The 13,831-nt window shown below is 61.0% G+C and carries 10 protein-coding genes; 3 read left to right on the top strand and 7 right to left on the bottom strand.

All coding sequences use genetic code 11. The annotated features are described in order from the left end of the window. Positions 1–118: 118 nt before the first annotated feature. Positions 119–2,644, bottom strand: coding sequence for a PepSY domain-containing protein (locus ACODSV_RS24180; protein ID WP_150055873.1), 2,526 nt, complete (start codon positions 2,642–2,644; stop codon positions 119–121). Between the two features lie 135 nt (positions 2,645–2,779). Then, complete coding sequence (locus ACODSV_RS24185; RefSeq protein ID WP_150095258.1) at positions 2,780–5,062, bottom strand: TonB-dependent receptor; 2,283 nt, start codon at positions 5,060–5,062, stop codon at positions 2,780–2,782. A gap of 205 nt (positions 5,063–5,267) precedes the next feature. Here ACODSV_RS24185 and ACODSV_RS24190 point away from each other — a divergent pair, with 205 nt between their 5' ends. Together ACODSV_RS24190 and ACODSV_RS24195 are read left to right on the top strand one after the other, a co-directional pair. Continuing rightward, positions 5,268–5,948 (top strand): Fe2+-dependent dioxygenase, encoded by a 681-nt coding sequence (locus ACODSV_RS24190; RefSeq protein ID WP_150055875.1) that lies wholly within the window; start codon positions 5,268–5,270, stop codon positions 5,946–5,948. 2 nt (positions 5,949–5,950) lie between these two features. Then, positions 5,951–6,700 (top strand): tetratricopeptide repeat protein, encoded by a 750-nt coding sequence (locus tag ACODSV_RS24195; protein WP_150055876.1) that lies wholly within the window; start codon positions 5,951–5,953, stop codon positions 6,698–6,700. A 49-nt stretch (positions 6,701–6,749) separates the two neighbouring features. On the opposite strand, the gene ACODSV_RS24200 is transcribed toward ACODSV_RS24195, so the two are convergent. The 5 genes from ACODSV_RS24200 to ACODSV_RS24220 all read right to left on the bottom strand — a co-directional run bounded on the left by ACODSV_RS24200 (position 6,750) and on the right by ACODSV_RS24220 (position 11,840). Then, on the bottom strand, positions 6,750–7,913 hold the full coding sequence (locus ACODSV_RS24200) for a type III PLP-dependent enzyme (protein WP_024073404.1): 1,164 nt from the start codon (positions 7,911–7,913) through the stop codon (positions 6,750–6,752). 476 nt (positions 7,914–8,389) lie between these two features. Beyond that, a complete protein-coding gene (locus ACODSV_RS24205; protein WP_024073405.1) occupies positions 8,390–9,547 on the bottom strand; it encodes an osmoprotectant ABC transporter ATP-binding protein OsmV in 1,158 nt (385 codons plus the stop codon). Next, positions 9,544–10,197: an ABC transporter permease gene (locus ACODSV_RS24210; RefSeq protein WP_024073406.1), complete on the bottom strand. Its 654-nt coding sequence runs from the start codon at positions 10,195–10,197 to the stop codon at positions 9,544–9,546. The genes ACODSV_RS24205 and ACODSV_RS24210 overlap by 4 nt, the downstream gene beginning before the upstream one ends. Before the next feature lie 12 nt (positions 10,198–10,209). Continuing rightward, entirely contained in the window at positions 10,210–11,103 is an 894-nt protein-coding gene (locus ACODSV_RS24215; RefSeq protein WP_069075193.1) for a glycine betaine ABC transporter substrate-binding protein, read from the bottom strand. A 20-nt stretch (positions 11,104–11,123) separates the two neighbouring features. Beyond that, positions 11,124–11,840, bottom strand: coding sequence for an ABC transporter permease (locus tag ACODSV_RS24220; protein ID WP_004372306.1), 717 nt, complete (start codon positions 11,838–11,840; stop codon positions 11,124–11,126). 331 nt (positions 11,841–12,171) lie between these two features. Here ACODSV_RS24220 and ACODSV_RS24225 point away from each other — a divergent pair, with 331 nt between their 5' ends. After that, positions 12,172–13,755 carry a peptide chain release factor 3 gene (locus ACODSV_RS24225; protein ID WP_024073408.1) on the top strand — a complete coding sequence of 528 codons (1,584 nt, stop codon included), beginning with the start codon at positions 12,172–12,174 and terminating at the stop codon, positions 13,753–13,755. Positions 13,756–13,831: the final 76 nt, after the last annotated feature.

Genomic DNA, 13,831 nt, shown 5'->3' on the forward strand with positions numbered 1-13,831 from the left:
AAAACTGTGGGAGGGGGCTTGCCCCCGATAGCGGTGGGTCAGTAACCCATGAATTGACTGATACACCGCTATCGGGGCAAGCCCCCTCCCACATAGGTTCTTCAGTGGCTAGAGGATCTCAGTACACGTCGCGACGATAGCGGCCCTGTTCGATCAGGCGCTCCACCACCTCGCTGCCCAGCACCTCATGCAGTACTTGATCCACCCCGGTCGCCATCCCCTGCAAGCTTCCACACACATAAATCGCCGCACCGTCCGCCAGCCATCGCCGCAACACGTCTGCCGATTCGCGCAGGCGATCCTGCACGTAGATCTTCTCCTCCTGATCCCGGGAAAACGCCAGGTCCAGCAGGGCCAGGTCACCACTGGCCAGCCAGCCTTGCAGCTCGTCCTGGCACAGGTAGTCGTGGGCGATATTGCGCTCGCCGAACAATAGCCAGTTGCGCTGTTGGCCGTTGGCAATATTCGCCTTGAGCAAGCTGCGCAGACCGGCCAGGCCGGTGCCGTTGCCGAGCAGGATCAACGGTACCGGCACCTGCGGCAGGTGGAAGCCGCTGTTGCGGCGCAGGCGCAGGCTGATCGCGGTGCCAATGGCGGCATGTTCGGTGAGCCAGCCGGAGCCCAGGCCCAGGCTGCCGTCCGGGTGGCGCTCCTGGCGTACGATCAGTTCGAGTACGCCGTCGCTGGCAATCGAGGCGATGGAGTATTCGCGCATGCCCAGCGGCACCAACGCGTCCACCAGGGCCTGGGCGTGCAGGCCGACCAGGTGCGTGCGGTTGTCCGGCAGTTGGCGGGTTGCCAGGGCCTGGTCGAGGGTGTGCGGCAGGCCGTCGAGCAGGACTCCATCGCTGCCAGCCAGGCCCAGGCCCCCCAGGAAGCGTTCGATGGCCTGCGGGCCATTGCGTGGAAGGATTTCGACCAAGTCGCCGGCTTCCCAGGACTGGGGCGACGGGCTGGTGAGGCCGAGCCGGTAGACGGCCGAACCGGCACTGCCACGGTTGAGCAGGGTACGTTGGCTCAAGGTCCAGTTTTCATACTGGGCGGTCGGCCAGGCTGCCGTCGGTGCGTGGCCGGTTAACTGCCCCAGCTGTTGTTGCCAGTGCAGCAGCGCAGCGCTGTCGCCGCTGTCGACTTCCACCGGGGCGAACAACGGGGTGCCGCCCTGGTGGGTCAGCCAGAAATGCAGGCGCCGGGCAAAGCCGCAGAAGTGTTCGTACTGGCGATCACCCAGGGCCAATACCGAGTAGTTCAAGCCTTTGAGGGGCAGGTTCTGGCCCAGCACGCTGCGTTCGAAAACCCGCGCGCTGTCCGGGGCTTCGCCGTCGCCGAAGGTGCTCACCACAAACAGCGCATGTGCCGACTGGCGCAGGTCTTCGGGGCTTACGCTGCCCAGGGACTGCACCTTCACTGGCAGCCCCGCGGCCTGCAATTGTCCGGCGGTCTGCCAGGCCAATTGCTCGGCAAAGCCGCTCTGGCTGGCAAAGCCGATCAGCCAGGCCGCTGCATCGCTGGGGTTGGCTGCCAGGCCGTTGCGCGCATCACGCACCTGGCGTTTTTTGCGACGACGGTCGAGGTACAACAGCCAGCCGGTGATAAAGAACAGCGGCATGAGCAGCGAACTGACGGTGAGGACAATCCGTCCGACCAGGCCGAAGTAACTGCCGGTGTGCAGCGCATAGACACTGGTCAGCAACTGCGACTTGAGGCGCTTGCTGGCGTAGCGGTCATGGGATTTGACCTCGCCGGTGGCCGGGTCCAGGTTGAGCTGGTTGAGCGCGCGATCATGGGGGGAGTTTGCCAGCAGGTAATACACGATGGCCGGTTGCCCGGCGACCGCCGGCATGCGGATGTTGTAGGCGCTCAAGCCGGGGCCGGCGTTGCTGTAGATGCTGCTCCACATCGCGTCATAGTTGGCGACCGGCGTCGGCCCCTGAGGGGGTGGACCACGCTTGCGCATCCGCTCGTTCTGCGGGGCGTCGGACAACAGTTTGGTCACGCCTTGGTTGTACCAGTCGTAGGACCAGTACAGCCCGGTCAGCGCGGCCAACAGGTAAAACAGCAGGCACCAGGTGCCGAATACCGAGTGCAGGTCCCAGTTGAAGCTGCGGCCTTTTTTGCGCCAGTCCAGGGTCAACCACGCGCGCCAGCTCGCCACTTGGCGCGGCCAGCGCAGGTACAGGCCGGACAGGCAGAAGAACAGCAGGATCAGGGTGCAGGCCCCGGTGATTTGGCGGCCGGTTTCGCCCATGGCGAGGAAACGGTGCAACTGCAGGATAAAACCGAACACGTCCTGGCCGACGGCATCGCCCATATAGTCGCCGGTGTAGGGGTCGAAGTAGCGCATCTGGCCACGGCGTTCGCCGGGTGGCGGGGTGAAGGACACGCGCGCGGCGTTGCCGCTGTCACTTTCCACCCACAGCATCGAAACGGTCTTGCCTTCGGTGGCTTCGAGCTTGCGCACCAGTTCGGCGGGTGGCAGCACGCCGGCTTCGCGCTTTTGCACGAACAATACGCTGGGGTTGAGCGCGCGCAGGATTTCATCCTGAAACGAGACCGCAGCCCCGGTGATCCCCATCAAGGCCAGCACCAGACCGGCAGTGATGCCGAAGAACCAGTGCAACTGGAACAGGGTTTTCTTCAACACGTCGGACCGCCTCGTCTATCTGGATATGTAGGGCACGGCGCGCATTATGCCGTGGCTGTTCGAGAAACATTCTTTTTTACACGCAAAAAGCCCCGCGCATCCGATGCGTGGGGCTTGGGCGAGCGGTTGGCCGCCTTAGAAGTGGAAGCTGGTGGTCAACAATGCCGTACGGCCGGCTGCCTGGTTGGCGAAGTGGGTCGAGAACGCCTTGTCGTAGTAGGTCTTGTCAGTCAGGTTTTGCACGTTCAGTTGCAGGTCGACGTTCTTGGTCAGCTTGTAGCTGGCCATGGCGTCGAAGCGGGTATAGGACGGCACGTAGACTGTGTTGCCTGCATCGCCGTAGACATCATCGACGTAGAACGCGCCGCCGCCGATGGTCAGTTTCGAGGTGATGTCGTAGGTGGTCCACAGGCTGAAGGTGTTCTTCGGCGTGTTCGGCATCTGGTTGCCTTTGTTCGAGCCCGTACTGACGACGCCGTTACGTCCATTGAGGCCGGCGCTGACCAGTTCGCTGTCGAGGTAGCTGTAGCCAGCGAACACTTGCCATTGTTCGGTGAGCTTGCCGCTGGCGGACAATTCCAGGCCGTCGACGCGGGATTCGCCGGCGTTCTGGTAAGTCAGGGCGTCGACCAGGATGCGGGTGTTTTTCTTCTCGGTGCGGAACACCGCAGCGGTCAGTGACAGACGATCGTGGAACAGGTCCCACTTGGTGCCCAGCTCGTAGTTGACGGTCTCTTCCGGTTGCAGGTCGCTGGTGGCGGCGCCCGCAGACAGTGGGTTGCCGTCGGCACCTTCACCCACCAAACCACCGGCTGGCGTTGCCGAGGTGGCATAGGACGCATAGATACTGCCGTTCTCCATCGGCTTCCAGACCAGGCCGGCCTGCCAGTTGAAGAACTGGCTGTCGTCCTTGATCTTGGTGCGGCCGGTGGTGGCATTGGTGTTGGCTTCGGTGTCGAAGGTGTCGTAGCGCAGGCCGACGTTCAGCAGCCATTGCGGGTCAAGTTCGATGGTGTCGAACACATAGGCGGCACGGCTGGTGGCCTTGGTGTTGGTGCCGTTGTAGTTGCGTGCGACGCTGCCGGTCCAGGCATCATCCGGGGTTGGGTTGCTCAGCGACGTACATTGGCCGCCCAGGCTGCCCTTGACCACGGTGCACGTCGGGTTGGCGTTGGGGCTGACCGTGTAGCCGCTGACGCGGGTTTCTTCGCCGGTGAACTCCAGGCCGGTGGAGTAAGTGTTCTTGAAGCCCAGCGCCTGGAAGCTGCCGAACAGATCGGTCTGGTTGGTGGTCGTGGTGGTGGTTGAGACACGGGTGTTGGCGCGGCGCCACACGGTGCCGTACTTGTTGACGTTGAGTTTGCTGTCGTCCGGTTGCGTGAGCACGTAGTCCTGGCCGGTGCTGCCATGGCGCAGGGTGTTTTTCAGCGTCATGGTGTCGTTCAAGTCGTGCTCGAAGGAAAACGTGCTGATGTCAGCGCGGGTCTTGCGGAAGTCGCGACTCTTGAGGCCATAGAAGTTATTGCTGTCGCCACCGTCGTTGGGTTTGTCATGCACGTGAGCGGTGGCGGTCGAGGAGCCGTAGCCGTAGGGGATTCCCGAGTCCGGCAGGTCGTCGCTTTCCATGTGGTAGTAGCTGACGTTGACGCGGGTCGGCGTACCCAGACCGAAAGTCAGCGAGGGCGCCACGCCCCAGCGGTCGTAGTTCACGGCGTCGCGACCGGCCACGTTTTGTTCGTGGCTCATCAGGTTCAGGCGGAACGCGGCGGTGTCGAGGAACTGACGGTTGACGTCGAGCACATAGCGGCGCGTCTGGTCGGAACCATAGGTGAAGCCACCATTGGTGAAGTCCCGCGCTTGTGGCGTCTTGCTCACCAGGTTGAGGCTGCCACCGGCCGAGCCGCGCCCGCCGAACGAGGAATTCGGGCCCTTGCTGACTTCAATGGATTCAATGTCGAAGATCTCACGGCTCTGGCCGCCGGTGTCGCGTACGCCGTCCAGGTAGGTGTCGCCCTGGGCGTCAAAACCACGGATGAACGGGCGATCCCCCTGTGGGTTGCCACCTTCGCCGGCGCCGAATGTAATGCCCGGTACTGTGCGCAAGGCGTCCTGCAACGAGGTGGCGGCGGTGTCCTTGAGTACCTGTTGCGGCACCACGGTGACTGAGCGCGGCGTATCCACCAGCGGCGCGGTGTACTTTTGCGAAGAGGCTTTTTCGACCTGGTAGGAGGTGTTGTCCTGTTCTTCGCCGGTGATGCTGGTAGCCCCCAGGGAGATGCTGTTGCGCTGGCCTTTCTGCCCGGTGTCTTCGGCCGCTTGCGCCAGGTGGGCGACGGAGCTGGCACCGAGGGCGACGCCGATGGCCGAAGCCAGCAGGCGTGGTGAACTGGCAGGTGTTTTTAGAGTGGTGCGCGACATGACGTGTCCTTTCCCCAAGGATGTGAGGTCGCGAAATATAGGTGTAACAAGATTTTATATCAATTGAGATACATTGCTATTTGTACTGAATTTACATTCTTTACACTTTTGGCTTACGGTTTTTACACGCTCATCCGTCTGTGCGTTTTACAGAGAGGATAAGAATCAATACCATTGGCGCCTCTTCGTTCCCAGGTATCGTCCCATGCTGCTGCACATTCCCGGCCTGTTCTCTCGTGAGGAAGTGCAGCGCATCCGCCAAGCCCTGGAAACCGCCGATTGGGCCGACGGCAAAATCACCGCCGGGCACCAGTCCGCCAAAGCCAAGCACAACCTGCAATTGCCCGAAGGCCACCCGTTGGCCAAGGAAATCGGTGCGGCGATGCTCGAGCGCTTGTGGCAAAACCCGCTGTTTATGTCGGCAGCGTTACCGCACAAGGTCTTCCCGCCGTTGCTTAACTGCTACACCGCAGGAGGCAGTTTCGACTTTCATATCGACAACGCCGTGCGCCAGCCCAAGGGCAGCCATGAGCGGGTACGCACCGACCTGTCGTCGACGCTGTTCTTCAGCGACCCGGAGGACTACGACGGCGGCGAATTGGAGATCCAGGACACTTTCGGCCTGCAACGGGTCAAGTTGCCGGCCGGCGACATGGTGCTGTACCCCGGCTCCAGCCTGCACAAAGTCAACGCGGTAACCCGCGGCGCACGCTACGCCTCGTTCTTCTGGACCCAAAGCCTGGTGCGCGAAGACAGCCAGCGCACCTTGCTGTTCGAAATGGATGACGCGATCCAGCAACTGACCGCCGCTGTCCCCGACCACCCAGCGTTGATCCAGCTCACCGGCACTTACCACAACCTGTTGCGCCGCTGGGTCGAGGTCTGAGCATGGGGTTTTTATTGCGGCGTGAAGAAGTGCTCAACGTCGAGCAATTGCAATCCATGCTCGATGACTCTCCCGTTCGAGCAGCCCAGGCGATCCTGATCGCGGCCAAGGAGGGTGTGGTCGACGCCCAGGCTTTACTCGGGCAAATCCTGCTGGAGGGCCGTGGTATCGAGCGCGATGAAGCGCTGGCACTGCGTTGGTTCCAGATCGCGGCCCAGGGCGGGCACCGGATGGCGCGCAATATGCTGGGACGTTGCCGGGAGCATGGCTGGGGGAGCGCCGTGGACGAAGCGGCAGCGGCCCGTGAATACCGGCTGGCGGCAGACGCCGGGTTGGATTGGGGGTTGTACAACTACGCCAATCTGCTGGCCACCGGGCGCGGTGTTGCCGAGGATCAACCCCATGCGTTGGCGTGTTATCGCCAGGCGGCAGAGCAAGGCCACGCCAAGTCGATGAACCTGCTGGGGCGCTATCTGGAAGAGGGGCAGTATTGCCCGAGGGATCTGGATGCTGCCCTGGCCTGGTATCGACGCTCAGCCGAAGCCGGCGATTTTCGTGGCCAGTTCAGTTATGCAGCGGTGCTGGCCGACAGGGGCCAGGTCGACGCGGCGCTGGAGTGGTTGCGCAAGGCGCTGGCCGGCGGGAACCTGAAGTTTTTGCGAGTGGCGCACAAGGCGCTGGCGGCGGCGAATGACCCGCAGATTCGGGCGATGGCTGATGCCTACCGACAACGGGCCGCGAGCCTTTCCTGAGCCCTAAAAAAACCCATGACACGTCATGGGTTTTTTCAGCGCAGCGGTCTTAAATGTAGTACGACTTCAACGGTGGAAAGCCATTGAACTCAACGGCGCTGTAGCTGGTGGTGTACGCACCGGTCGACAACCAGTACAAACGATCACCGATCGCCAGGTTCAGCGGCAGGCCGTACTTGTAGTTTTCGTACATGATGTCGGCGCTGTCGCAGGTCGGGCCGGCGATGACCACTTCTTCCATCTCGCCTTTCTTCTCGGTCCAGATCGGGAACTTGATGGCTTCGTCCATGGTTTCGATCAGGCCGGAGAACTTGCCCACATCCGTGTACACCCAACGCTCGACGGCGGTACGGGATTTACGTGCAACCAATACCACTTCACTGACCAGGATGCCGGCGTTGGCGATCAACGAACGGCCCGGCTCCAGGATGATTTCCGGCAGGTCGTCGCCGAAGTCTTCCTTGAGGAAACGGATGATTTCCTCGGCGTAGGTTTCCAGGCTGTTGGTACGGGTGATGTAGTTGGCCGGGAAGCCGCCACCCATGTTGATCAGCTTGAGGTGGATGCCGTCTTCTTCCTTCAGGCGTTCGAAGATCACTTTGACCTTGGCGATTGCCGCGTCCCACACGCTGATGTCGCGTTGCTGCGAGCCCACGTGGAACGAAATGCCGTACGGCACCAGGCCCAGGTCACGGGCGAGGATCAGCAGGTCCATGGCCATGTCGGTCTGGCAGCCGAACTTGCGCGACAGAGGCCAGTCCGCCGTGGTCGAACCTTCGGTGAGGATACGTACATACACTTTCGAGCCCGGCGCGGCCTTGGCGATGTTGCGCAGGTCGGCTTCGGAGTCGGTGGAGAACAGGCGTACGCCCTTCTCGTAGAAGTAGCGGATGTCCTTGGATTTCTTGATGGTGTTGCCGTAGCTGATACGGTCGGCGCTGACGCCGCGGTCCATGACCTTGTCCAGCTCGTAGATCGAGGCGATGTCGAAGCTCGAACCCTTGTCTTTCAACAGGTCGATGATCTCGACGGCAGGGTTGGCCTTGACCGCGTAATACACCTTGGCGAATTCGAAACCGGCGCGCAGGTCATCGTAGGCCTGGCTGATCATCGCGGTGTCGATCACCACGAACGGGGTTTCTTGCTTGTCGGCGAACGCCTTCATTTTGTCAAAAGTGGCGCGCGCGAAATAATCTTCGACGTTGATCGACATGCTGGGAACTCCTAAGGGCAAACTGATTTGATCAATGGGTGCAACTGAACGTCCTCCGTATCCCCACTTTGGTTCGCCTACTTCCCAAGGCATGTCGCCGAAAGCAAAAAGGCCATGGGGCTATCGCTACCCTTGGCCTTGCTGTCTCGTCGTCAGTACTTGAGCCGGATGGATCGTTTCCAGCATGGACGTTCGGCGCGAACTTTAGGACGTGAGAGGCCATAGATCAACTAAAAATGTCGCGTTTTTGCACGCGTTCGTCGCGCGATGGCGTGCAGCTACTTATGTAACCGACAGGTGTGACGGATTGATGTTCCCCGCAGGCGGATAATTAGGGGGATTTCCCTGACACACCACAGGCCAAATGTGGGAGGGGGCTTGCCCCCGATGGCAGTGTGTCAGTCATGAATATATTGACTGATACACCGCCATCGGGGGCAAGCCCCCTCCCACAGTTTTAAGCGTGTTGTGTCAGATCAGGCCAGGGCAGTCTCTGCAGGCGAAACAATACTGGTCTTGCCCCCACGCGACTTACCGGAACTCAGGTACTCGGCAATCGACTCCTGGGTCACCTCACCCAGGAACACCCGCTCCGCATCCATCACCGGCAGCCACGAGCGATTGAACTCGTACATGCGTGACAACAGGATGCGCAAATGCTCGTCGTACGCCGCCGTGGCGTTGAACTCACGCAGGTACTGGCCGCAGGTGCCGGTCTGACGGTGCAGGTCGCGACGACGTACATAGCCGAGTGCCTTGTTCTCGGTGCACGTGACTACCACATAACGGCGGTCAGTTTCGTCCATCAGCTCCAGGGCCTCGGCCACCGGGGTTTCCGGGCTCACCGACGGGGCGTTGTCGGCCGCATCTTCAGCCTTCACCAGCAGCAGGCGCTTGAGGGTGCTGTCCTGGCCCACGAAGTTGCTGACGAACTCATCGGCCGGATGCGCCAGCAGGGTGTCCGGATGGTCGATCTGCAGCAGCTTGCCGGCGCGGAAGATGGCGATCTTGTCACCCAGCTTGATGGCTTCGTCGATGTCGTGGCTGACCATGATCACGGTCTTGTTCAGCGCGCGTTGCATCTCGAAGAACTCGTTCTGGATCATCTCGCGGTTGATCGGGTCGACTGCGCCGAACGGCTCATCCATCAGCAGCAGCGGGGCATCGGCCGCCAGTGCGCGAATCACGCCGATCCGCTGTTGCTGGCCGCCGGACAGTTCGCGCGGATAGCGATGCAAATACTGCTTGGGCTCGAGCTTGATCATGCTCATCAACTCGCGGGCGCGGTCGTGACATTTTTGTTTGTCCCAGCCGAGCAATTTCGGCACGACCACGATGTTTTCCTCGATGGTCATGTTCGGGAACAGGCCGATTTGCTGGATCACATAGCCGATGTTGCGGCGCAGGGTCACTTCATCCAGGTCGGTGGTGTCTTCGCCGTTGATCAGGATCTTGCCCGAGGTGGGCTTGATCAGGCGGTTGATCATTTTCAGCGTGGTGCTCTTGCCGCAGCCCGAAGGGCCGAGGAATACGCAAATCTCGCCTTCGTTGACGGTCAGGCTTACGTCGTTAACGGCGGAGACAGTTTTGCCGTTGCTTTGAAAAGTCTTGGTCAGGTTTTGAAGTTCGATCATTTGAGTAATCCTTTTGGAGTCAGCGAGCGTTGCAGCCATTGCAGAAGCAGGTCGGCGAAGATGGCCAGGAGACTGACCAACACGGCGCCAACGATCAGCATCGACATGTCGCTGCGGCTGATGGAAGCCAGAATAAGTACACCCAGGCCGCCGGCGCCGATGGTGGCGGCGATGGTCATCACACCGATGTTCATCACCACGGCGGTGCGCACCCCGGCGAGGATCACCGGCACGGCGATGGGCAGTTCGACCATGCGCAGGCGCTGGCCGAAGGTCATGCCGATGCCTTTGGCGGCCTCGCGAATGCCCGGATCCACACTTGTCAGGGCCAGGTAGGTGTTACGCATGATCGGCAACAGGGAATAGAGGAATACCGCGGTGATCGCCGGCATCGGCCCCAGGCCCTGGCCGAATTTGGAGTAGAACGGCAGCAGCAGGCCGAACAGCGCGATGGACGGTACGGTCAGCAGCACGGTGGCGCTGGCTTGCAGGGGGCCGGCGAGGGTTGGGAAGCGGGTCATCAGCACGCCGAGGGGCACGCCGACGACAATCGCGAGGATGACCGCGATGCCGACCAGGGTGATGTGCTGCCAGGTCAGGTGCAGGACTTGGGCCCAATCAAGATGGGAAAAGGCGTTCAGGAATTCCATGTCTTCTCCTTCTTAGTTGATCGGATGTTGGCGCAGGAAATCGGCGGCAACAGCGGATGGGCTTTCATGGTCGACGTCGACCCGCGCGTTCAACTCGCGCATGGTCTTGTCGTCGAACAGCGCGGCCAGGGGCTTGAGGTCAGCCTCCAGTTGCGGATGCGCGTCCAGGTAAACCTGGCGCACCACGGGGGCGGCGGTGTAGTCCGGGAAGTAGTGCTTGTCGTCTTCCAGCAGCTTCAATTTGAACGCGTTCAGGCGACCGTCAGTGGTGTAGACGAGGCCGGCAAACACCTGGCCATTACGCAGCGCGGTATAGACCAGACCGGCGTCCATCTGCCGGGTATTTTTGCGCGTGAGGTTCATGTCATACAGCTTGACCATGCCGCCCATGCCGTCGGAACGGTTGGCGAATTCGGTGTCCAGGGCGACCAGGCGCGTGCCTTTGGTTTTCTCGGCCAAGGCTTGGGTCAGGTCACTGATGCTGTTGATCTGCGGGAACTCCTTGGCGACGTTCTCGGGCAGGGCCAACGCGTAGGTGTTGCTGAATTTCGACGGCGACAGCCATACCAGGCCTTTTTTCGCGTCGAGTTCTTTCACCCTGGCGTAGGACTGTGCGCTGTCGAGCTTCTCATCGACGTGGTTGTAGGCCACCAGCGACACGCCGGTGTATTCCCAGATCAGGTCCAGTTGCCCGCTTTCCTGGGCACTGCGTGCCAGGTTGCTGCCCAGGCCACCGGTCACACGGGCGTCGTAACCCTTGGTGCGCAGGTACTGGGAGGTGATTTCGGCGAGCAGGGTCTGTTCGGTGAACACCCGGGCGCCGATGCGGATCACGGGTTTTTCAGCGGCTTGCGCAAAACCTGCAAACAGCAGGACGCAGCTCAATATCAGAGTCAGTTTTTTCATGTGATTTCCTTTGCCGAGCCTTAAGACGGACGCAACCCGCGTTCCAGCCAGAGGCGGCTGGCCATGGTCACCAGGCCGTCGAGCAGCAACGCCAGCAACGCGGTGCACGCGGCGCCGAGCAGCAGTTGCGGCTGATTGTTCAGGGCGATGCCGGGGAAAATCAGGCTACCCAGGCTGTTGGCGCCAATCAGGAACGCCAGCGGCGCGGTACCGACGTTGATCGCCAGGGCCACGCGCACACCGCCGATAATGATCGGCACGGCGTTGGGCAATTCGACGCGAAACAGCACCTGGCGCGGGGTCATGCCGATGCCGGTGGCGGCTTCTTTCAGCGAGCCTTGAACGTTTTTGAGGCCTTCGTAGGTGTTGCGCACGATGGGCAGCAAGGAGGCGAGGAACAGCGCGAAGATGGCCGGGCCGCTGCCGATGCCGAGGACGCCGAGGGCGATGGCCAGTACGGCCAGGGGAGGGACGGTGTTGCCGATGTTGAAAATCTGCATGAAGCGTTCTGCGCGCCCGACCATGTTCGGTCGGCTGAGCAGGATACCGGCGGGGATGCCCACAATCAGGGCGGCCAGCATGGAGACCAGGACGAGAATCAGATGAGCTTGCAGGTAAAACAATAAATCGTCGCGGTACAGTTCGATCGTGTTGATGCCGATCCAGTGGACCAGCAGGGCCAGGAGAGCGACGACAACCGCTCCTCCTATCAGCCCTTTGCCATAGCGAATAGCCACAGGCGGACTCCTTTTTTCTTCTGTCGGCGAACACATTCCTTCGTGGCATGCCATTCCTGGCTGTCTTCGAATGTGGTCGCGAAAAGCAGCTTGCCAATGCCGGCAAAAGCGGCATGAGGTCAAGCCATGAGCGCAGCCTCGTCAGGCTAACTTGCTGATTTTTCAGCCTCTGTTCCGAGTGCGGTAGCAGGGGAGTGGACGTCTCTACCTTTTAAAAGGTTCCACACTTGGCAGTATTTAGCCACCCCCAATGGGGTGAACGGTGGTCCGCCAGCCTGGGTTTGCGCTATACTCGCCGCCCTTTTTTGACTCACCTGCCAGGCGATTTCCCATGACCCACCAGGCCGCCGAAGTCGCGAAACGCCGCACTTTCGCCATTATTTCCCACCCCGATGCCGGTAAAACCACCATCACCGAGAAGCTCTTGCTGATGGGCAAGGCAATCGCAGTGGCCGGCACGGTGAAATCCCGCAAATCTGACCGCCATGCCACCTCCGACTGGATGGAAATGGAAAAACAACGGGGTATTTCCATTACCACGTCGGTCATGCAGTTTCCGTATCGCGATCACATGATCAACCTGCTCGACACCCCGGGCCACGAAGACTTCTCCGAAGACACCTACCGCACCCTGACCGCGGTGGACTCGGCCTTGATGGTCCTCGACGGCGGTAAGGGCGTCGAGCCACGTACCATCGCCTTGATGGATGTGTGCCGCCTGCGTGATACGCCGATCGTCAGCTTTATCAACAAACTCGACCGCGATATCCGTGACCCGATCGAACTGCTCGATGAAATCGAAGCGGTCCTGAAGATCAAGGCTGCGCCGATCACCTGGCCGATTGGTTGCTACCGCGACTTCAAGGGCGTGTACCACCTGGCCGACGACTACATCATTGTCTACACCGCCGGCCACGGTCATGAACGTACGGATGTGAAAATCATCGAGAAGCTCGACTCCGACGAGGCCCGCGCCCACCTGGGTGACGAGTACGACCGTTTTGTCGACCAGCTGGAACTGGTGCAGGGTGCCTGCCATGAGTTCAACCAGCAGGAATTCCTCGACGGCCAGTTGACCCCGGTATTCTTCGGTACGGCCCTGGGCAACTTCGGGGTCGACCACGTGCTCGACGCAGTGGTGGACTGGGCGCCGCGCCCACTGCCACGCGTGGCCAACGAGCGCACCGTGGAACCGGTGGAAGAGAAGTTTTCAGGTTTCGTGTTCAAGATCCAGGCGAACATGGACCCCAAGCACCGCGACCGTATCGCCTTCATGCGCATCTGTTCCGGCCGATACGAAAAAGGCATGAAGATGCGCCACGTGCGCACCGGCAAGGACGTGCGTATCGGCGACGCCCTGACGTTCTTCTCCTCCGAGCGTGAGCAGCTTGAAGAAGCCTACGCTGGCGACATCATTGGCTTGCACAACCACGGCACTATCCAGATCGGCGACACCTTCACCGAAGGCGAAACGCTGGGCTTCACCGGCATCCCGCACTTCGCCCCGGAACTGTTCCGCCGTGTGCGCCTGCGCGACCCGCTGAAATCCAAGCAGTTGCGCCAAGGCTTGCAGCAATTGGCGGAAGAGGGCGCGACCCAAGTGTTCTTCCCCGAGCGCAGCAACGACATCATCCTCGGCGCTGTGGGCGTGCTGCAGTTCGATGTGGTCGCCAGCCGCTTGAAAGAGGAATACAAGGTTGAGTGCTCCTACGAGCCAATCACCGTGTACTCCGCGCGTTGGATCGACTGCAGCGATAAGAAGAAGCTGGAAGAGTTCTCCAACAAGGCTGTGGAAAACCTTGCGGTCGACGGCGGCGGTCACTTGACCTACCTGGCGCCGACACGGGTCAACCTGGCGCTGATGGAAGAGCGTTGGCCGGATGTGAAATTCCGCGCGACCCGCGAGCACCATTAATTCCTGAGCGTCGCCAAACAAAATGTGGGAGGGGGCTTGCCCCCGATAGCAGTGTGTCAGCCCGTACATTGGGGGC

This window comes from Pseudomonas sp. FG86, from assembly GCF_057808775.1.

Bases quoted from the DNA above. Each gene is read 5' to 3' on its own strand.
- ACODSV_RS24185 (WP_150095258.1), bottom strand. From the start codon at position 5,062: ATGTCGCGCACCACTCTAAAAACACCTGCCAGTTCACCACGCCTGCTG.
- ACODSV_RS24190 (WP_150055875.1), top strand. From the start codon at position 5,268: ATGCTGCTGCACATTCCCGGCCTGTTCTCTCGTGAGGAAGTGCAGCGC.
- ACODSV_RS24195 (WP_150055876.1), top strand. From the start codon at position 5,951: ATGGGGTTTTTATTGCGGCGTGAAGAAGTGCTCAACGTCGAGCAATTG.
- ACODSV_RS24200 (WP_024073404.1), bottom strand. From the start codon at position 7,913: ATGTCGATCAACGTCGAAGATTATTTCGCGCGCGCCACTTTTGACAAA.
- ACODSV_RS24205 (WP_024073405.1), bottom strand. From the start codon at position 9,547: ATGATCGAACTTCAAAACCTGACCAAGACTTTTCAAAGCAACGGCAAA.
- ACODSV_RS24210 (WP_024073406.1), bottom strand. From the start codon at position 10,197: ATGGAATTCCTGAACGCCTTTTCCCATCTTGATTGGGCCCAAGTCCTG.
- ACODSV_RS24215 (WP_069075193.1), bottom strand. From the start codon at position 11,103: ATGAAAAAACTGACTCTGATATTGAGCTGCGTCCTGCTGTTTGCAGGT.
- ACODSV_RS24225 (WP_024073408.1), top strand. From the start codon at position 12,172: ATGACCCACCAGGCCGCCGAAGTCGCGAAACGCCGCACTTTCGCCATT.